Origin of the sequence: Paenibacillus lactis, from assembly GCF_017873605.1 — a bacterium.
GTDB lineage: Bacteria > Bacillota > Bacilli > Paenibacillales > Paenibacillaceae > Paenibacillus_AQ > Paenibacillus_AQ lactis.
Window position 1 is genome coordinate 137,830 of sequence record NZ_JAGGKI010000006.1, and the last position, 19,579, is coordinate 157,408.

The 19,579-nt window shown below is 48.9% G+C and carries 20 protein-coding genes and 1 pseudogene; 18 read left to right on the top strand and 3 right to left on the bottom strand.

Features of this window, described 5'->3' with window-relative positions:
• The first annotated feature begins 39 nt into the window (after positions 1-39).
• The 4 genes and pseudogenes from J2Z18_RS13525 to J2Z18_RS13540 all read left to right on the top strand — a co-directional run.
• Entirely contained in the window at positions 40-1,029 is a 990-nt protein-coding gene (locus J2Z18_RS13525; RefSeq protein WP_007128234.1) for a formylglycine-generating enzyme family protein, read from the top strand.
• A 75-nt stretch (positions 1,030-1,104) separates the two neighbouring features.
• Positions 1,105-1,680, top strand: coding sequence for a TetR/AcrR family transcriptional regulator (locus tag J2Z18_RS13530; RefSeq protein ID WP_040738221.1), 576 nt, complete (start codon positions 1,105-1,107; stop codon positions 1,678-1,680).
• A 274-nt stretch (positions 1,681-1,954) separates the two neighbouring features.
• A complete protein-coding gene (locus tag J2Z18_RS13535) occupies positions 1,955-2,818 on the top strand; it encodes an NAD(P)-dependent oxidoreductase (protein WP_007128232.1) in 864 nt (287 codons plus the stop codon).
• Positions 2,819-2,939: 121 nt separating this feature from the next.
• Positions 2,940-3,872, top strand: a pseudogene (locus J2Z18_RS13540) (NAD(P)-dependent oxidoreductase); the annotation flags it as partial.
• 118 nt (positions 3,873-3,990) lie between these two features.
• Here the strand turns inward: J2Z18_RS13540 and J2Z18_RS13545 are convergent.
• Positions 3,991-4,422 (bottom strand): N-acetyltransferase, encoded by a 432-nt coding sequence (locus J2Z18_RS13545; RefSeq protein ID WP_007128230.1) that lies wholly within the window; start codon positions 4,420-4,422, stop codon positions 3,991-3,993.
• A gap of 289 nt (positions 4,423-4,711) precedes the next feature.
• On the opposite strand from J2Z18_RS13545, the gene J2Z18_RS13550 reads away from it, so the two are divergent.
• The 8 genes from J2Z18_RS13550 to J2Z18_RS13585 all read left to right on the top strand — a co-directional run bounded on the left by J2Z18_RS13550 (position 4,712) and on the right by J2Z18_RS13585 (position 11,505).
• Complete coding sequence (locus J2Z18_RS13550; protein ID WP_034273169.1) at positions 4,712-5,461, top strand: ATP-binding cassette domain-containing protein; 750 nt, start codon at positions 4,712-4,714, stop codon at positions 5,459-5,461.
• The gene (locus J2Z18_RS13555; protein WP_007128227.1) at positions 5,458-6,681 is read left to right on the top strand and encodes a hypothetical protein; all 1,224 of its coding nucleotides are present in this window, start codon (positions 5,458-5,460) and stop codon (positions 6,679-6,681) included. The genes J2Z18_RS13550 and J2Z18_RS13555 overlap by 4 nt, the downstream gene beginning before the upstream one ends.
• On the top strand, positions 6,674-7,054 hold the full coding sequence (locus J2Z18_RS13560; RefSeq protein WP_007128226.1) for a DUF2178 domain-containing protein: 381 nt from the start codon (positions 6,674-6,676) through the stop codon (positions 7,052-7,054). Before J2Z18_RS13555 ends, J2Z18_RS13560 begins: the two co-directional genes overlap by 8 nt.
• A 10-nt stretch (positions 7,055-7,064) precedes the next feature.
• Positions 7,065-7,265, top strand: a complete 201-nt coding sequence (locus J2Z18_RS13565) for a helix-turn-helix transcriptional regulator (protein ID WP_007128225.1) — start codon at positions 7,065-7,067, stop codon at positions 7,263-7,265.
• 349 nt (positions 7,266-7,614) lie between these two features.
• The gene (locus tag J2Z18_RS13570; RefSeq protein ID WP_007128224.1) at positions 7,615-8,820 is read left to right on the top strand and encodes a PQQ-binding-like beta-propeller repeat protein; all 1,206 of its coding nucleotides are present in this window, start codon (positions 7,615-7,617) and stop codon (positions 8,818-8,820) included.
• 555 nt (positions 8,821-9,375) lie between these two features.
• Entirely contained in the window at positions 9,376-10,152 is a 777-nt protein-coding gene (locus tag J2Z18_RS13575; RefSeq protein ID WP_040738123.1) for a MeeY/MeeF family manganese export membrane protein, read from the top strand.
• 130 nt (positions 10,153-10,282) lie between these two features.
• Positions 10,283-10,876: a YdeI/OmpD-associated family protein gene (locus tag J2Z18_RS13580; protein ID WP_040738121.1), complete on the top strand. Its 594-nt coding sequence runs from the start codon at positions 10,283-10,285 to the stop codon at positions 10,874-10,876.
• A gap of 131 nt (positions 10,877-11,007) precedes the next feature.
• Positions 11,008-11,505 (top strand): DinB family protein, encoded by a 498-nt coding sequence (locus tag J2Z18_RS13585; RefSeq protein ID WP_007128221.1) that lies wholly within the window; start codon positions 11,008-11,010, stop codon positions 11,503-11,505.
• A 257-nt stretch (positions 11,506-11,762) separates the two neighbouring features.
• Here the strand turns inward: J2Z18_RS13585 and J2Z18_RS13590 are convergent, their stop codons facing one another.
• Positions 11,763-12,668, bottom strand: coding sequence for an AraC family transcriptional regulator (locus tag J2Z18_RS13590; protein WP_028405112.1), 906 nt, complete (start codon positions 12,666-12,668; stop codon positions 11,763-11,765).
• Positions 12,669-12,854: 186 nt separating this feature from the next.
• On the opposite strand from J2Z18_RS13590, the gene J2Z18_RS13595 reads away from it, so the two are divergent.
• The 3 genes from J2Z18_RS13595 to J2Z18_RS13605 all read left to right on the top strand — a co-directional run bounded on the left by J2Z18_RS13595 (position 12,855) and on the right by J2Z18_RS13605 (position 16,758).
• Positions 12,855-13,592 (top strand): SDR family oxidoreductase, encoded by a 738-nt coding sequence (locus J2Z18_RS13595; RefSeq protein WP_007128219.1) that lies wholly within the window; start codon positions 12,855-12,857, stop codon positions 13,590-13,592.
• A gap of 246 nt (positions 13,593-13,838) precedes the next feature.
• Positions 13,839-15,878: a serine hydrolase domain-containing protein gene (locus tag J2Z18_RS13600; RefSeq protein ID WP_210094823.1), complete on the top strand. Its 2,040-nt coding sequence runs from the start codon at positions 13,839-13,841 to the stop codon at positions 15,876-15,878.
• Positions 15,879-16,239: 361 nt separating this feature from the next.
• Positions 16,240-16,758, top strand: coding sequence for a hypothetical protein (locus J2Z18_RS13605; RefSeq protein WP_007128216.1), 519 nt, complete (start codon positions 16,240-16,242; stop codon positions 16,756-16,758).
• Between the two features lie 228 nt (positions 16,759-16,986).
• Here J2Z18_RS13605 and J2Z18_RS13610 read toward each other — a convergent pair whose 3' ends face one another.
• On the bottom strand, positions 16,987-17,325 hold the full coding sequence (locus tag J2Z18_RS13610; RefSeq protein WP_007128215.1) for a DUF1801 domain-containing protein: 339 nt from the start codon (positions 17,323-17,325) through the stop codon (positions 16,987-16,989).
• 233 nt (positions 17,326-17,558) lie between these two features.
• On the opposite strand from J2Z18_RS13610, the gene J2Z18_RS13615 reads away from it, so the two are divergent.
• The 3 genes from J2Z18_RS13615 (at position 17,559) to J2Z18_RS13625 (ending at position 19,504) form a co-directional block, all read left to right on the top strand.
• A complete protein-coding gene (locus J2Z18_RS13615) occupies positions 17,559-18,059 on the top strand; it encodes a MerR family transcriptional regulator (RefSeq protein ID WP_007128214.1) in 501 nt (166 codons plus the stop codon).
• 2 nt (positions 18,060-18,061) lie between these two features.
• Complete coding sequence (locus J2Z18_RS13620; RefSeq protein ID WP_007128213.1) at positions 18,062-18,496, top strand: SRPBCC family protein; 435 nt, start codon at positions 18,062-18,064, stop codon at positions 18,494-18,496.
• 183 nt (positions 18,497-18,679) lie between these two features.
• Positions 18,680-19,504, top strand: coding sequence for an isocitrate lyase/PEP mutase family protein (locus J2Z18_RS13625; RefSeq protein ID WP_034273146.1), 825 nt, complete (start codon positions 18,680-18,682; stop codon positions 19,502-19,504).
• Positions 19,505-19,579 lie beyond the last annotated feature (75 nt).

Below are 19,579 nucleotides of genomic sequence, written 5' to 3' on the forward strand. Positions count from 1 at the left end.
TGTCCTGTTCTCTGTATCAAGGATTAGGAGGAATCGAGCGTGGGAGAACATCATTCTTGCTGTACGGGATCCAGAGCGAACGTTCAGCTTGCGGAAGCCGATCGGAATGAACAACCTGTCATGGTGCGTGAAAGCCTTGACCATAAACCGTCTCAAGCGGATGTTCATACGGACATGATAGCAATCCCTGAGGGGACGTTTATGATGGGCACGAATTCGAAAGAAGGCTTCCCAAGTGACGGTGAAGGGCCGGCGCGGAGCGTTACGGTTTCCGGATTCGAAATTTCGCCGTATGCCGTAACGAATAGGGAATATCAACGCTTTGTAGAGGACACCGGTTATGTAACGGAAGCTGAGAAATTCGGATGGTCGTTCGTATTTGAACTGCTGGCCTCAGATGAGACCAAAGCTAAAGTGACGCAGGTTCCGCAAGAAGCGCCTTGGTGGCTGGTGGTGGAAGGCGCTTACTGGGCTGCACCCGAGGGAGCAGCCTCGACTCTCGAAGGCCGGATGGACCATCCGGTGGTACATGTCTCGTGGAATGACGCCATGGCGTATTGCGAGTGGGCCGGCGTGCGGCTCCCGACGGAAGCGGAATGGGAATATGCCGCGCGCGGGGGGTTAGAGGACAGGACCTATCCATGGGGCGATCTGCTGAAGCAGGATGGAGAACACGAGTGCAATATTTGGCAGGGCAAATTTCCGATCAAAAACAACGCCAGCGACGGGTATATCGGGACGGCGCCCGTTGATGCCTACAAACCGAATGGTTACGGATTGTATAACGTGTCCGGCAATGTGTGGGAATGGTGCGGCGATTGGTTCAGCCCGTCCTATCATCAACAAACATCCGCCAGTAACCCGTTCTACGCAGAGCCAACCGGCAGAAGGTCTATGCGCGGGGGCTCGTACCTGTGTCACAGATCCTATTGCAACCGGTACCGCGTGGCAGCCCGCAGCGGGAATACGCCCGACAGCTCGACGGGCAATTGCGGTTTCCGAGTTGTAAGAGATTCCTTGCCTCGATGATAGAAAACATGCTACAATTCGAATCGAAACAGAAATGTTTTGTTTAGTATGCACAAAGAAGGCAAGGTGAAGGAAATGGTACGCGCTTCAGCACGCCAGCATATTCTTAACGTGGCATCAGAGTCGTTCTACCGCGAAGGCATTCGTTCCGTTGGGATCGATACCATTGTTGAACGAGCCGGTGTGAGCAAAGCCACGCTTTATCGTCATTTCCCGACCAAGGACGATTTAGTTATGGCATACCTCCAAGAACAGGATCATATCAATTGGGAGCACTTTGACGAAGTGATCGCCGAAAAAGAGGGAAAACCTAAAGAGCAGTTACTGGCTTTGATCGATGCGACGATCGAGATGCTCGAGCCGGGTTATCATCGAGGCTGTCATTTTCTAAATGCTCTTGCTGAATTTTCCGAAGAAGATCACCCTGTCCATTTACTCGCCGTAGAGTACAATCGTGCCATACGTCAGCGTTTATCCCGTTTGACACAGTTGGCCGGTGTGAATGACGATACATTGACAGATCAACTGATGCTTGTCATTAACGGCGCGTTGTCCTCCGTTTCGGTTTATGGATTCTCGGGACCTGCGGCACAGCTTAAGGCGTTATCTACACATTTGATTGAATTATATCTTGGTCAAACGAACGAATAGATTTAACCACGAACCTAAAGCGAGTTAACGGCTTTAGGTTTTTTTTGCGCCTTAAATTGACAGGGACATGAACGAACGGGGCTGAAGGGGATAAAGGATATCGCACGGATAAGCAATCAAGCCTTGCATCATTGGGATGGAATCTTCCCTTTCCCATAGACTTTCCCATAGACATGGAAGAAATATCTTGACACGATTATGAACCGTGTTGTATTGTTTTCTCAAACGAAACAAAACAGTTTCGTTTCACTAATGGAAAATTGGAGGAATTTATATGAGTGATGTAACAGTGATCGGTTTAGGACCAATGGGTACCGCCCTCGCACAGGCGCTGCTCCGAAATGGTCATCGCGTTACCGTATGGAATCGGACGGTTGAAAGAGCAGAAACTCTCGTCAGGGACGGGGCAATTCTAGCTCCCAATGCAGCTTCTGCTGTAGCTTCCAGTCCGGTAACGATCGTCTGTGTAGCCAATTACAAGATCTCTTACAGCGTGTTGGACACACCTGAGGTTACGGCAGCCCTCGCCGGCCGAGTGTTCGTGCAGCTAAGCACGGGGACTCCCCAAGAGGCTAGAGATAATGCAGCATGGGCACGGGAGCATGGAGCCGATTATCTGGATGGGGCCATCCCCGCCACACCACCGCAAATTGGAAGACCGGACACGACAATTTTTACATCAGGCTCGAAATCGGCTTACGAGAAAAGTGAGGCCCTGCTCAAGAGTCTGGCTGGAAACGTTCCCTACCTGGGAGAAAAGGTCAGCGCAGCATCCACAACGGATCTGGCATTTCTGTCTACGCTATTCGGTTCCATGATGGGATTCTTTCATGCGGCGCGCATCATTGAATCCGATGGCCTGCGCGTAGATGAATTCGGGTCCATGATCTCTGCGATCTCTCCAGCAATGGGAGAAATGATCAAATACGAAGGGGATATGATTCAATCCAATACGTTTGATCAGCCGCAAAGTTCACTTAACACCTGTTTGGTAACCGTAAAAATGTTCGTGGAGCAAGCGCGGGAGGCGGGAATCAACGCTGAGTTTCCAACATTCGCCCTGGGCCTCTTCCAAAAAGCTGTGGATTCAGGTTATGGGAACGAAGAGCTAGGCGCGCTTGTCAAAGTGCTGCGTTAAGTGAAATGAAATGTTTGTACTTGCATGGAAGCACTCTGGGTTGAGATCAAAAATAGGGGAACACTCGCCTAAGTGGAAACAAAACCGTTTTGTTTGATTAGTATATTTAAGGAGGCTATGTTGTATGAATCAAAATGATCAACGATCAAAACATGAAGCGACGTCAGCAAGGGAACGTAACCGTCCATCTGTAACCATAATCGGTCTGGGCCCGATGGGCCAAGCGATGGCAGCCGTATTCCTGGATCGGGGCTATGAGGTAACCGTGTGGAACCGGACTGCCGGCAAATCGGACGCTTTAGCAGCTAAGGGTGCCATTAAAGCGTCTAGTGTTGACGAGGCGATAGCTGCGAATGATTTAATTATCCTCAGTCTCACGGATTATGACGCGATGTACGCGATCCTAGAACAGGCTGCAAGGGACTTGAGCGGTAAAGTCTTCGTCAACCTGAGCTCAGACACTCCGGAAAAAGCCAGAGAGGCGGCGAAGTGGCTCGAAGCGCGCGGAGCACGCCACCTAACGGGCGGCGTACAGGTCCCACCATCGGGTATCGGCAAAGCGGAATCCTCAACATACTACAGCGGTACAAGAGAGGTTTTTGATGCCCATAAAAAGACGCTTGAGGTCCTGACGGGGGCCGACTATCGGGGCGAGGATCCGGGGCTTGCAGCGCTGTACTATCAGATTCAGATGGATATGTTCTGGACCTCCATGCTCAGTTATTTGCATGCCCTTTCTCTTGCAGGCGCGAATGGCCTCACGGCTGAGCAGATCCGCCCCTATGCCATTGAGACGATGAAATCACTGCCGATGTTCATCGAGTTCTATACGCCTCGGATCGATGCTGGCGAGCATCCAGGGGATGTAGACCGGCTCGGCATGGGCGTGGCGAGTGTCGATCACATTGTACATACGAGCAAGGATGCCGGCATCGACGCATCCCTTCCCGCAGCTGTCTTAGAGGTGTTCAAGCGAGGTGTGGCTAATGGTCAAGCGGGGAATAGCTTCACCAGTCTGATCGAAGTATTCAAGAAGCCCGCTCCATCGGCCTGAATAAATCCCAATTGTTTAAACCCACTGATCACTCAGGATCAGTGGGTTTATTTGATGGGTTCCATTCACGCAGATCAGCGAATGAAGCGAAGAAGCATTTGAAGGGGAATATACCCGATTAACGCTCTTCCCAGGACATGACGTATTCCGCATGACCGGTATCCTCATCAACCGTTTCTTCAACAACAGAAAAGCCGTGGCGGGAATAAAAACGAAAGGCGTTCTCATTCTCTTTATACACTTTAAGCTCGAGCTTAGGGCCGCGTTCCTTGACGGATTGAAGCAGGGCCAACCCATACCCCTTGCCTTGCTCGCGAGGATGAACGAACAAAGCAGCCAAGGCATGTTGAACGGTCGATATAAAGCCGACTATTCCGGCTGCTTCTTCCAGCACATACGTTTCGGCCATTGGTAAATACACGGACCGCATGTCCTTTTCTTTGGACTCCCAGTATTCCTGGGGAATGAAGTGGTGGGCCTCTTTCGAGGCAGCCAGCCAAATGTCGATAACGCTGTCCATATCGTTATCCGTCATCAATCGAATCTGCATATCGTATTCACTCCAGTATAAAACATCGTATTTTAGGACACATGCCCCGTATTGTAAAACCTTTCCTGCACCGTGTCAAACCTGGAAGCCATTTGACCATCTGCATAAAAGGTGATATATTTATCACATAAAGAGACAAATAAATCACATCTGAGAGGAATGATCGGGATGAAAATGGTTCTTCGTATCGGGATGGGCCTGCTCTGGATCGGGATTGGCATTCAACGTATTATCCAACAATCGTATCCGCTGGCTCTATTATTTCTAGCAGGAGGCGTTCTATTTGTTTATGCAGGCTGGAGAAGTTGGAAATTCCGCAATCAATGACGGGAAGCAGCAGCAGCATTTGTTAAGCATGACCGGACTTTGCGCCTGGTACCGGACGGAAACGGACGCCGTCATTTCGAACCTTCATTTGGAAATCGGCCCTAATCAAATCATCGGTTTGGTAGGATTGAACGGAGCCGGCAAGAGCACGTTGATCCATGTTCTGAGCGGCATTCACCGGCATTATTCGCTTGAGCGGCTGAAGTGGAGGAACGAGGATGCATCGCTGACCAGCCTTGCGTTTAAGCGAAACCGGTATACCGTGTTTTCGGAGGACGAATCGTTTGAGTATTTCACGTTCGAGGAATATGTGAGACATGTGTTCCGGTCCTACGGACGAGAAGTTCGTCACGATACCTTGGATGAACTTGTTGAAGGATTCAACTTTCAGAAATACCGGAACGCGTTCTTGGGCCAATTATCGATGGGCAGCCGGAGGAAGGCCTATCTGATCACGGGATTTGCACTGCGTCCGGAGCTGCTGCTGCTGGATGAGCCGGTCAACGGGCTGGATTTTGAGAGCACGGAGTTTTTGTACCGGTTGATGAATGAATACAGGAGCTATGGGACGATTTTGTTTTCTTCCCACGTACTTGAGAGCCTGTGCTTAACCTCGGACAGCATCATCATTTTGGAAGCCGGATCAATCCGTCACACTTTCCTGCAAGGAGAGATGGATCCCGAGCACATTAGAGGTGTACTGAACAAGTGATCTCGACATTTCATGGATTCGCCAAAAAGCTCCTCGGGGCGCGTTACGACCGATTGTGGAAGCATGCCATAGCCTTAGCCGCGATCTTTGCGGCGCTGAGCAGCCTGGATCGCCATTATGAGGTGTCCTTGCTCGTATTTATGACGGCCATAACCGTATTTACGTTTGGTATCGTACTGAAGACCTTGGCATCGGACGATAACCGGAGGAAGCTGAAAGGAGCGTTCATGCTTCCATTTGCGCCAGGCATGTTCAATGCAGCCTATTTTTATGCGGTTGCTCTATACACCCTGGTTACCAAGACTTCGTACATTCTCGTATTTTACATGGCATTTTCGTCCTTTACGGCTATTTATATACCGGCATTTCTGCTTAGCTTTTTGAATGCGGGCCTGACTGCTTTCGTAATATTCGCCCAGATGAACAGCGGTAAAAGGATAACTGCCAGTCTCTTGCTGCTCATCCAAGCAGCCCTCTGTCTTCTCCCCGAGCCGTCCTATCGGTTGACGGGACTGCTGATCAGCACCATCCTCCAAGGGCTCGTGCTGCATCGGACGGATTCTTACCGATTCTACAAGGTCTCGAGGATGAAGGATAACCAAGCGGCACCGCTTCGAAGCTCTTCGTTCCTGCGGTACATTGTACGGTATCTAATCTCGCATAAAAGCTATTTATACAATACGCTGGCGTTATGTATATTTGCGGGTTTCATGGCGTTTATGCTCGAGCAGATGCATCTGGACTCGTGCCTGCCGCTCGCATTTGCGGTTCTGTCCTTTAACACGCCGATCGGCATCCTGCTATCGAGCAATCGCGGGCTGCACCGGAAGATCCAAATGCTGCCAGGCCAGCTTCAACGTACCGTTGTTCCGTATGGTCTGTTTATATTGACCGTAAACCTGTTCATCTACATGATCTTCTTAGTCTCCTGGCTTCTATTTCATGGGTCCGTAGAAATCGTGTATTATGTAATTAGCATCGTATTTGCCGCCCAGTCCGCCATTGCAGCCGTTTGGCTCGAGTGGAAATATCCCGTGCACAAATGGCGGGTGGAGAGTGACTTATGGCACCATCCCCGCAAATATGCCGTTCCGCTGATGATGTGCCTGCTGGCAGCCGCGGTGATGAGCATGGATGCAGCCGTATACCTTATCGCTCTGCTGGTAGGGATCGAGGTGGCGTTGATTTTTAACCGCAGGAGAGGAATCAGGAATGTATAAGGGACAGAGGAAGCGTTACGTACGGATTGGAAAGCACGGTTGGCTGCTCGGTTTATTGGGGTTTAACGGACTGCAGTATTTTAAGACCCATGATCCAGCCATGTTGTTTTACTTTAGTTTTTTTAGCTTTTTCAGTTTCTATTTCAATGGGAAGCTGGCAGAGGAGATGCCGGATGAACGGTATTACATGAATGCTCAGAAGGCGAGGTCCATCACCATGTGGGTGCCGGCCGCATGTTTGTTTATCATTGGAATGGGCAGCATGTTCGCCTTCGTAACGAGAGAATTCATGATTATCGTGAGCGCAGCGGGTTGGGCAGCTACGTTTCTGACGTATTCCATAACTTTTTATTATCTGGATAAATATTGTTAGGTGGATGCCCATGGAACCATTCAAATGCAATTTGAAAAAGTACAGGCAGTTAGCGGGAATGACCCAAGATGAGCTGGCGGGCAAGGTAGGGGTTCGCCGAGAAACCATCATCCGTCTGGAGGCGGCAAAATACAATCCCTCCTTAAAGCTGGCGATTGATATTTCCCGTGCAGTTGGAGCGCCCATTGAGGAGCTGTTTATATTCGACTAAACATACGATGATGCATTTGATGGGCCATAGCATCAGCAAATGCGTCATTTCGTACGCCTGTGTAAAAACCAAATGGTTCTTGAAAAAACTAATTAGTCATAATACAATAACATGTATCCATAAAGCGGATGGTCGTTTCGTCTCACAGGGCGGCTCAGCTTGTTAAGGTTTCTCCAGCCCGTTATCCCTGTTGTGAGACCGATCCAGTTACTTCCTAGTTTCGTTGAATGCTGAATATGGAAGGTTTTAAATAATTTTCGATATTTTGGATTTTATAGGATTATTATGCAACCTTTTGTCTTATCTAGCGTCTGGTATATGTATATCTAATCATAGGAGGAATACATCAATGAATATGAATCGTAAGAAAACCGTTTCTCGTCTCGTCGTAACAAGTATGGCAGTGGCTCTTCTCGCATCGCCGATTTCTTCCATTTTGCCGGGGCAGGGACATGTAGCTTCTGCTGCGTCAGCTGAGGACAAGTCTTCCTATAATCTGAAACCGATGTGGACGAAGACGCTGGGAGATCCGAGTAAGATCAGCCCCCAAACCACATTAATTAAGAACAGCCTTTACTATTCCGTCGGGAAGAAATATATTGCTTTTGACGCGTCGGCAGGCAAAACCCGCTGGACGTATCCTGCGACCGCGGTCTCGCAGACCGTCACAGACGGTAAATCGGTATGGTTTACGGATGCGACTGGCCGATTGATCAAGCTCAATGCTGCAACAGGGAAGCTGCAATGGAAGGTTAAAACCCAATCCCAGCCAGCTAAGAAAGAAAGCTATGTGAATCACAGCTTGCATGCAGCCGATGGTGTGATCTATGTCGGGGATGCGTTCGGACTGACGGCCTACAACGCATCAAACGGAAAGGTGAAGTGGAAATTGAAGGGCGGCGCCCATGGGTACAAACTGCTGCAAACAGGCAAAATCCTTGTTGCAACCACGACTATCGACGGTGCTTTGACCACGAGCGGGTTACAGGGAATCGATCCTCAGAACGGCAAAGTAAAATGGACACAAAACGACGGTGACCATCAGGACATTCTCTTCTCGAATGACAAATCGTTCTATTCGCGAGACGTAACCGAGGGCATCGATGCCGGATATGCAGCTAACATCAATGAAATTAGTTTGACCAACGGAAAAATTATGGCTACCCGATCCTACATACCGGTGGATTTCGTGGAAGATCAAAGTGCATCGGATGTCGTATCCGATGGAGAGTATTTCTATGTCATTGAAAAGTATGATGAGACTCAAAAGAAAGCTGTGGTCTCCCGCTTCAAAACAGTCAGTCCTTCCAAATCCGAGCCGGAAAAAACTTATTCGTTTGAAGCGAAAGTGACCGAATGGTCCCTCGGCGATTCGGGCATCGCCTATGTAAGACTTGAGAACGGCAAGCTGCTAATGCTCGATACGAACAGTGGACGTACGCTGGCCTCCGCTCAATACAAAGGCACACCATTGCCGACGCTCATCGGACAAGACGTGCTTGTCGTTCAGCATGGCGGGCAGATCAGCGGTGTGAAGAAACCTGTTGCTCAGTAACATATCCCTCAACACCAATAGCTGACGAGCCAGACTCATTTCAGGTTAGCTTCTTCATGCAGCAGCCGCTAAACACAAGGTTCCTTGCGTTTAGCGGTTTTTTTCGTATCCAAAAAAGCGGTAATGACATGGATCTTCTTCGATGCATGCCGCGATGCTCGGATGGAAAGAGAGAGTTGGAATGTTTACACATGAGCTCACGATTTCTGCGACTTTGTATCCAAATCCGTTCTGGTTCTTTTATATCAACAGTCACTATGAATAGCGGCAGGCTGTTGGTATACTATCTTTAGCCGAAATGGACACTAACAATAGATTCATCAACGGATAGTGTAGCGGGTGGCAATTTTTATGAAAGGTGATGAGATTTCTACGGAGCATGAATGATAAAACAAACGAAAAATGAATGAAACGAGACGTTAAATGACAACGTAAATAGCGAAAGGGGATACGGGAAACCATGTAAGTCGGAAAATCCCCTTTGCTTCAATGCTTGGAGGTTAAAAGCAAGAAGCTTGTCATGACATTCTAAACATCAGAGAGGGGAAGTAACTGTTGGAGTCACTTTGGTTGGAGTATGCATGGGCATTACTAATTCTTATTGGATTGGAAGGCTTACTATCTGCGGATAATGCCCTCGTTCTGGCGGTAATCGCGAAGCACTTACCGGATGACCAGAAGAAGAAAGCCATCAATTACGGAATTATCATGGCTTTTGTTTTTCGTTTCGCCGCCCTGTTTGCCATATCATTTATTGCGAACGTTTGGCAAATTCAAGCGATCGGGGCTGCTTATCTGCTGTACCTTGGCTTAAAACATATAATCAAAGCGCGTTTTGGCAAGGAAAACAAGAACATCCGCGAGGATATAAAGAAAGATGCTGCGGGCAAAGGCTTCTGGCCTACCGTAGGTAAAATTGCTCTTGCTGACCTCGCCTTTGCGATTGACTCCATTCTTGCTGCAGTGGCTTTAGCGCTGGGCCTTCCGGATTCGCCGCTTGGAAATTTCGGTGGAATGGACGGCGGAAAATTTATCGTTGTCCTGCTTGGCGGCATCGCCGGGCTCATCCTGATCAAATTCGCGGCGACATGGTTTGTTAAGCTGCTTGCTCAACGGCCGGCACTGGAGACCACGGCATATGCCATCGTAGCATGGGTTGGGGTCAAGCTCGTCGTGATTACATTAGCTCATGAGGATATCGCTGTGCTGGATCATCATTTTCCACATAGCACAGCCTGGACGTTGATCTTCTATGGTGTATTGGTGGCGATAGCCCTTCTCGGTTGGTTTGCGCCTGCGAACAAAAAACAATCACAAGCCGATCCACTCTAGGTTAACTCTGAGCTTCACTATATGAAATGACAGATGGCCATCCAGTAAAGGGTGGCCATTTTACGCAAACGATGAATGATCATTCTTGTCGATCGGCGGATCGACGAATTTGAAGGGGGGGGGCTCCATCGTGACAACTCGAAATCTGAATCCAAAGGTCGATGAATTCGTAAGTAAATCCAGAAAGTGGAAAGAAGAATATGAAAAGTTGAGAGCCATCGTTCTTGACTGTGAGCTGACCGAAGATTTTAAGTGGATGCATCCTTGTTACAGCTTTAAGAATAAGAACGTCGTTTTAATCCACGGATTTAAGGAATATTGTGCACTGCTGTTTCACAAAGGCGCCTTATTACAGGATGCCCACGGAATTCTCATCCAACAAACGGAAAATGTGCAGGCGGCGCGTCAAATTCGGTTCACCAATGCACAAGAAATCGATGAGTTAGAACCCATCTTGAAATCTTATATATATGAAGCGATTGAGATTGAAAAGGCCGGTTTGGAAGTCAATTTTAAAAAGACGGATGAATACATAGTTCCTGAAGAGTTTCAACTTAAGCTCGAGGAAATCCCTGGCTTGAAAGCAGCATTTGAAGGCTTGACGCCCGGACGTCAAAGAGCGTATCTTCATTATTTCTCCCAACCCAAGCAGTCTAAAACCCGTGCGTCCCGGGTCGAAAAATATGTACCGCAAATCCTTGATGGAAAGGGATTAAACGATTAGGATATACGATTAGTTCATCTTTCCGATTCTCGCGGACTCTCATTGAGAACTGGAAAAGATCCGACCCAATCCATGATGTTCACCCGAGCGGGTTTATAGTATGCTTGCTATATAAGGAGGAGAGGAAAACAATGGTAAAACAATTGATTGTGGGAGACGCGAAGCAAGAGTTGAGTGCTACACGCCGCATTCTGGAGCGCTTGCCCGAAGAGCATATGTCGTGGAAGCCGCACGAGAAGTCCATGACGCTTGGCGGATTGGCCACGCATCTGATCAACATCCTCAACTGGCAAATTGCCATTTTTCAGTACCCTGAATTCGATCTTGCAACCGTGCCGCTTCGGCGGGAGGCTTTAGAAAAACGCGATGACGTGTTGGAAGAATTCGACGCAAACGTCGTCAAGCTTGATCAGCTGTTAGCCGAATGCGGTGAGACGACGCTCGGCGAGGAATGGACCTTGCGAAACGGCGACCATATCATCCTGCGCCAGCCTCGGGCTATCGCGCTTCGCACCTTCGGTATCAGCCATATGGTTCACCACCGGGCGCAGCTTGGGGTATATTTGCGGCTCCTTGATATTCCGGTTCCGGGCTTTTACGGTCCATCCGCCGACGAGTCAGTAAAATGAATGAAGATGCCTCGTGAAGTCGCGGGGAATCGGCATATGCTGCCGGCGATGATCTCCTCCGCTCCTTAGTACAACAGAGGGAAAATACCAAGGAAGATTTCCGTTTATCACGAGACATCGTGGCAAGTAACAGCGGCCCGAAAAGGCAATCTATTCGATTGGAGTAGATTGCCTTTTCTTTTGTTTTAAGGTCAAATGAATGTCATGAAAATTGGCTTAAAATGGCTTATGTTTCGCGCAGTGCTTATGACTATCACTCATATCGAATCCCGTAGCTCCTGAATATCCAGCATGGGCGGCCGTCCGTACATACGGGCATATTCGCGGCTAAACTGCGATGGGCTCTCATAGCCTACGCGGAAGGCGGCTTCGGAAATTTGCACGGCCTCGGTCACCATTAGTCGGCGGGCTTCTTGCAAGCGCAAGCTTTTCTGATACTGCAACGGGCTCATTGCCGTGACGCGTTTGAAGTGTTTATGGAATGCAGACGTGCTCATGTTGACGGATTTGGCAAGCTGCTCAATGACAAGCGGACGGTCGTATTGCCGGTTAATCATCTGGATCGCCTGCGCGATATTGTGTGCATGGCTGCCGATCATAGCAAATTGATAGATAAGCGAGCCGTGTTCACCTTGGAGGATGCGATACAGAATTTCGCGGATGATTAGCGGTGCCAGGAAAGGAATATGATCTGGCTCGTCCAGCAGCTGCATGAGACGAACCATGGCTTCGAGCAATGGTGGAGACGTGCGATTTACGGTTATGCCGCGGGAGGCTTCCCTCAGCGAAACAACGGAGGGGCTCGTCTCTTTGACAATATCCAAGATGACGTCCGCATCGAAGCTAAGTTTTAGGCTTAAATACGGAGTTTCGGGCGTAGCCTCAATGATTCTTCCGATGATAGGCAATTCGACGGAAGTCACCAGATAGGTCGATGGATCATATCGATAGGTTTCATTGGCCGTTGTCGCTGTTTTTGCCCCTTGCGCTACGACGCATATCGATGGCTTATATACGGATTCCATCGGCTGGGACAGTTTTGTAGCATGCATCAACATCAACGACGGGATCGGCGTCAAATGTGTCCCGGTTGACGGAGCGTGGCGGCATATCAAACTCGCCAATTGCTGCAAGACTTGCTCCTTGCGGAGTAATTCGTCCATAGTCACGTATTCCTTTCCAGATCAGTCGGAGTGTATTGCTTTTATCATATCGAGAATGAAGAGAATTAGGCAAGGATTGAATAGATATGTTCTAACGGCATAAGCCATTGATTCCATATAATGAGTTCACAGGGTCAATCCAGTCGGGTTACCGGCAATAAAATGAAGGTAAAGGTGTGAACAAATATGAGTTTACATGGAAAAGTGGCAATCGTTACCGGGGCTTCACGGGGAATCGGACGGCAGATCGCGATCCAACTGGCTGCGTCCGGAGTGAAGGTGGTCGTCAATTATTCCTCGAATTCAGGGAAAGCGGAGGAGGCTGTTCAGACCATTGAGGCATCCGGCGGGGAAGCTGCAGCGATTCGTGCCGATGTCAGCAAGGTAGGAGAAGTTGAAACGTTGTTCGCGGAAACGCTTGAGCGGTTTGGACGCCTGGACATTCTGGTTAATAATGCCGGCATCATGGAGTGTACGGCGATTGAGGACGTGACGGAGGAGAGCTTTGACCGGCATTTCGCGATCAACGTGAAGGGAACGTATTTCGCTTGTCAACAAGCGATGAAGCATATGGAGCAGGGGGGAACGATCATTAACTTCTCGACCTCCATCTCAGGTGGGATGCTTCCGACGTACAGCGTGTACGCTGCTACGAAAGGAGCAGTCGAGCAGTTGACCCGCCAATTGGCCAAGGAATTCGGCCCAAGAGATATCGTCATCAATTGCATAGCGCCGGGCCAGGTATCAACTGAACTTTTCTTAAGCGGCAAGTCACCAGAGCTAATTGATTCATACCGCCGAATGAACGCATTCGGACGACTGGGCGAACCCGGAGACATTGCCAATGCGATCGAGCTGCTTGTCAGCGACAAAGCCCGGTGGATAACAGGACAGACGATCCGCATTAATGGCGGATTTAATTAACATTAGACGGAGGGCAAGACAAAAGGTCCTTTAAAAAGCCGCCAATGGCGGTTTTTTTAGTACCTGAACATGGTTCGCGAGACGTCTGTGCCTTTTTGTAAGGTAATTGAATGAAACGAGAAAGTAAACAGAAAGAATTCGCAAATACAATAAAAAAGTCGGATCCGGCATCGAAGACAAGACCTCAATACTTGTAATGGCGATTCCGCTGCAATAGTAGATTGGAGTGAGAAAGGAGCAGCTTAAATGGCAACCATCCCTGTTTGGAAAAAAAACATGCTTTCGGCTTTGGCAGTCGTTATGGTCGCTTGTGCCACCGTGCCTGCGGTACCCGCAGCCGGAGAGCCTCAAGAGAAATTGGCGCCAGCCCAAAGGGCGGCCATACTGAACGAGAAGGACATCGAAGCGTTTGCCGACACGTTTTTCAACCGCCCCGATATTCAGGCTTTGGGAGTACCCGGTGCGTTATTTGTTGTCATTAAGGATGGCAAAGTACTGCTGCAGAAAGGCTACGGCTATGCAGACCTCGAGGCAGGAAAACCCGTGGATCCGGAACAGTCCAGGTTTCGTATTGCCTCCGTTTCCAAAGTAATTACGGCTACAGCCGTTATGCAGCTAGTGGAACAAGGCAAGATCGACCTGGAACAGGACGTTCAGCAGTACATGGGCGACGTGCTACTAAAAAATAATACGGGCTCGCCGCTAACGATGGAGCATCTGCTTACACATACAACCGGCTTTGATATCGTAGACCCGCCGCCGGGCGACATGATTACGGGCGATTTGTCCGCCGTTGCGCAGCTCAAAGATTACATCATCAAGACGATGCCAACGGTCATTCACAAACCGGGCGAAGTATATAAATATGATAATTTCGCCTCAATGCTGCAGGGTTATATTGTCGAGCAAGTGTCCGGTAAGCCGTTCCATCAATACGTGAATGACAACATTTTCAAGCCGCTTGGAATGAAGAACAGCCAGTTCGTATTGACTCCAGGCATGGAGTCAAGCCTTGCTACCGGTTACAACGAACGGCAAGAGCCGCTGCCGCCTTACAATACGATTCCAACCGATATGCCTCAGGGCAGCATGCTAACGACGGGGAGCGATATGGCCAAGTTTATGCTCGCCCATTTAAACGAAGGAACGCTCGGAGAGACACGCATTCTTCGGAAAGAAACATTAAAAGAGATGCAAAGCGTGCAGAAGGCGATTCATCCGAAGGTGCCGACGATGACGTACGGGTTTGAGTTCGCTATGCATCACAAATTCAACGATCAATACGTGATCGGAAAAGGAGGGAGCATCCCCGGTTTCGCTTCATGGATGTGGCTTCTTCCCGAGCAGAAAGTTGGCGCCTTTATCGTGTACAACAATAACTCCGATCTTCGAGACCGATTATTCGAAGCATTCATGGACAGGTATTTTCCGGCTGAACGTCAACCAATCTACGCTACACCTGCCAAGGATCAATTGGAAAGGTACGAAGGCATCTATCGGGATTTGCGGGTCGCCTATTTGACAACTCGAATTAAGGCACAAGATGGCGTACTCTTGCTAGAAGATTTAATGGGTAAGCACACACTCCAACAAGTCGAGCCGCTGCTGTTCGAGGATGAGCAAGGAAGTCCTGTGGCGTTTCAAGAAAACAAGGACGGGACCATCAGGTTCTTATTCACCAAAACCAATCCGGCGGCGTGGTCGGAGAAGCTGCCTATTCCCGAAAGATTTAAGGATGTCGGCGAAGATCATCCTTATGCGTCCTACATTGACGGCTTGCATCAGCTTAACGTGGTTCAAGCCGGACAGGACGGAAGGTTTCTTCCGGATGCGCCGATGACTCGCGCCGAATTCGCCATTTGGCTCGTCAATTGGCTGGGAGCTGTCCCTTCAAAGAGCCAACCTGCATTCAGGGACACGGCGAACCGGTCGGATGCGGGTAAAATCACGACAGCGTTTGATATGGGGTTTGTGACAGGCACCGACAAAGGCTCGTTCGAACCGGACCGTCCGATCACCCGTCAGGAGGCGGCAGCGATGGCTTCACGGCTTGCGATCCTGCTAGGTCATCCGCTAGAGAAAGCAAAGCTAACGGGGAAGACCGATTCATGGGCCGTTGACGCTGTAAGCAATATCGTCGGATACAAGTTCTATGGTCCGGAAGTGACACCGTCCCCAGACGGCTCCGTCGATTACCGATCCAAGCAGGTCATGACACGCAAGGAAGCGGCAGCGTTGTTATACCTCCTTGGGACGAAAAGCTTGACGTTGCCGGGTTCCGCTTAACTTGTTGAAGGGTCACTCGAACTTATGTGATTTTTAAGCGAAGCGATGAACCGGAGTGTTAAATGCATGAATCACCGTTTGTACAAGACCGAAAAGTTACTCTCAAAAGTCGCCAAAGGCGGCTTTTTTTCATGCGTTGTTTTGTCCCAAGGGCCAAAATTCGCCAATCCGTGGGAATCAAGATGGTGGTCCGATTGGAGCGGAGCGAGCCCATTTGTTTAGCTCGGTTCACGGGCACTATTTCGCTGACACCTTTTGCCAAAGGGCAGTCGAAAAATAATTGGAAGAAAATAATGGTTGTATAGTAGAATAATCCCACAGAGGTCAATCTGCTTGTTGAAGCATGAGGGGGAATTCAAACTTGAAGCATCTTGTTCATTATGGGGGTAAAATCGCAATGATTTTATCCTTCGCCTTAAGTGCCGGTTGCAGCATTAGTACCGGAGAGGCAAATCAACGAAACCATCCATCCGTATCGGAAGAAGCTCCAACACCGAATATCGGGGAGTCAGCAGATCTCACAACGCAAACGGAGTCTGAAGGGGTAGAATTAAACCGTACTGGCGAACTGTATGGGTCGAACGTGATGTATGCCATAAAAATGTATCTCGAAAAGCCGGAAGTTCCTCAAGAATCGCGAGATAAACTCGCCGAATCCATAGCGCTTGGGTATGACTGGTATCGGAAAAAGGATGTTTCGGACTTCGAAGCTCTGGCTCGCCATATAAAAAGTGATAACCGAGAAGAGGTGAAGGTTATTTATGAGAAGCTCATAACAATCTACCCTCTGCCTACCAAAATAATCAAAGGCGCAAGCTTCAAAAAAGCTAAGGAGCCTGCATGCAAGATTGAGAGACGGTCGCCAGAATCCGGATTATAATGGTGATTGCCTGCCGTTCGGATTTCTTTTTTTAACACGACCTCCAGCATAAAAAGCACCTGGAAATGAACGGTTAGTACCGTATTTTCCGGGTGCCTTCAGATATGAAAATGGATTATTGCTGGCTGGACAGGTAATCGATAAATTAGGATAATCCATTAGCATTCCCTGCACATCATGTTCCAATCGATGAAAAATAAATATGCTCAAATCGCCTTCTCGATTACATTAAAGCGAACTGGATGCCTTTTCGAGCAATTGACTTAAGAGTCCATAGTCCGGCGAATCGACTTCACGAATTTTCAACCATTTTCGCTCAGGCGGACCTTCAAATTCTTTCGGCACTTCCAGCTCGGCCGTATTCATAATCATGAACGCAATTGCGTCTTTCGAGGGGGAAATCACCGCGGCGTAATGTCCATTCTTAAGAAAATGCGGTTTTTTGTACTGGATACGCTCTTCGACCGAGGGAATGGTTTCATGAACCAACTCGCGTAGTCGATTTGAAATCTCAACTTGCCACGGCTTACCGAGATTTTCTATAAAAGAGGTTACTTCTTGATTCAATCCAGCTCAGCTCCTTTTCCAGGAAATTATTTACTGAACTGAATATACCACGTTTGGAATATTCCTGTAAAGGAATATTTGGTAAATGTCTTGCCTAAATATTTCTATCAGATATATGGATGCATTCCAAGCAAATCCTGCTCTAAAATCAATTTATGGCTTGCACCTTACGTAACGTCATCTTTTATACTAGAGCTACCGGTAAACCGTTAGCGCTAACAAAGGAGTTTCTGATGAGACGACATTGGAAAGTAGGGGACCTTGCCAAACTCGCAGGGCTCACCGTGCGAACTTTGCGATTTTACGATCAAATCGGCTTGTTCTCGCCATCCGCGCAGACTGAGTCAGGTCACAGGCTGTACAACGAATCTGACCTTTCCCGCTTGCAGCAGATTGTATCGCTGAAGGAGTTGGGTTTATCTTTGGAGGAAATCAAGTCCGTCCTTAACGACGGGCAGATCAGCCCGCTGGAGATCATCAACCTGCAGATGGCTCGAATTAAGGAGCAAATGAAGCTTCAGCAAATGCTCCTTGAACAGCTTCAGCATGTATCCAAGTCGATACAGGGAAATGCACCATTAGCTGTGGAAGATTTCACCGAACTCTTGCAAGTGATGAAAAAAAGCCATGAGGCATTGGTTATCGAGCGGCGGACAAGGTGGGAGCAGCGTCTCGATATGCTTGGCGATTTTCTTGCCGTGGGAGAAGAAGAATCAAAATCTAAGGAGGAATAACCGTGACTGAACGTTTTGTCAAACACGCCACTTTTGTAGTGGAACGAACTTATGCCGCATCGCCTGCGAGGGTCTTTCAAGCCTGGTCCGATGTGAATTCCAAGGCAAAGTGGTTCTCCAAGCCCGAAATTTTTGAATTTCGTGTCGGAGGGAGGGAATACAGCAGCGGAGGTCCGCCAGAGGGACCCGTCTTTACCTTTGACGCTTGCTATCAAGAAATTGTGCCGGAGGAGCGGATCGTTTATAGCTACTCCCTGGATTCGGACGATATTCGGATGTCCGTTTCAATCACGACTGTCGAGCTCTTCCCAACCGAGAGCGGCACGAAGCTGGTATTCACCGAGCAAGGGGCGTTTTTCGACGGGCATGATACGCCAGAGATACGCGAGCATGGCACGAACGAAATGCTTGACGCGCTTGGCAAATCACTCGAATAGGCGACAGGGATTTTGTAGGGTCTGGGAACGGCTGTTGCCGAGAAACGGCTCTGTTCATTTCTAAGACGAGTGCAGGAGCGGAGCGGGCATGTGCATTCCATGATTCGATAATTATCGAATCATACCTGGTGTAATATGTAACGGGGCTGCATATATGAAGAAATTGAGTTGGGAGGGCGTAAGATGGAAGGGACACAACTAGTTCAAAAGGCGATGAATTTCAGAAAGCTTCACTCGAGCTTCTTTATTTTGCCTAACGCATGGGATGCTGTAAGCGCGAAAATTTTCGCGCAATGCGGCTTCCAAGCTCTCGGCACGACCAGTGCTGGCATTGCGGCATCTCGTGGTTATGCGGACCGCAGCATGCCCTTTGACACGATGCTGGATGCCGTCCGCAGCATTGTTCAAGCCGTCGACATTCCCGTAACCGTGGATATCGAAGACGGCTATGGAGAGAACCCAGAGGAACTTGTTGAAACGGTCAAACAGATAATCAACGCCGGCGCGGTAGGGATCAATCTGGAAGACAGCACCATGGATCCGCAAATGCCGCTGTATGATATTCCTGATCAGCAAAAGAAAATCGCCGCCATCCGTGAGCTTGGGAAACGCATTGGCATTCCCGTCTTTATCAATGCCCGAACGGATCCCTACTGGATCAAGTTAGAGACTCCTTTCACTAAGCTCGAGGAAACAATTAAACGGGCGCATGCTTATCAGGAAGCAGGCGCAGATTGTATTTTTGTCCCCGGAATCAAAACAGTCTCTGACATCCGGACACTCAGGCAAGAAATAAACGGCCCGATTAATGTATTGGCTGTACCCGAATTGCCTCCAGCGCATGAACTTGAAGCGCTCGGCATCCAGCGAATCAGTACCGGCTCCGGGCCATTCCGAGCTGCGGTATCCTTATTGCAGTCCATCGGCCGGGACATGTTGGATAGGGGCAGCTTCGAGCTAATGACCTCGACCTCGAAAATTTCTTATGATGACTTATTGAGGCTCTAAGAGGCTTCTACATATGCTATAATCCTATACATCCCCAAAGAACGCTCTCGACGAAGAACTTCAGTAAATGTGAGG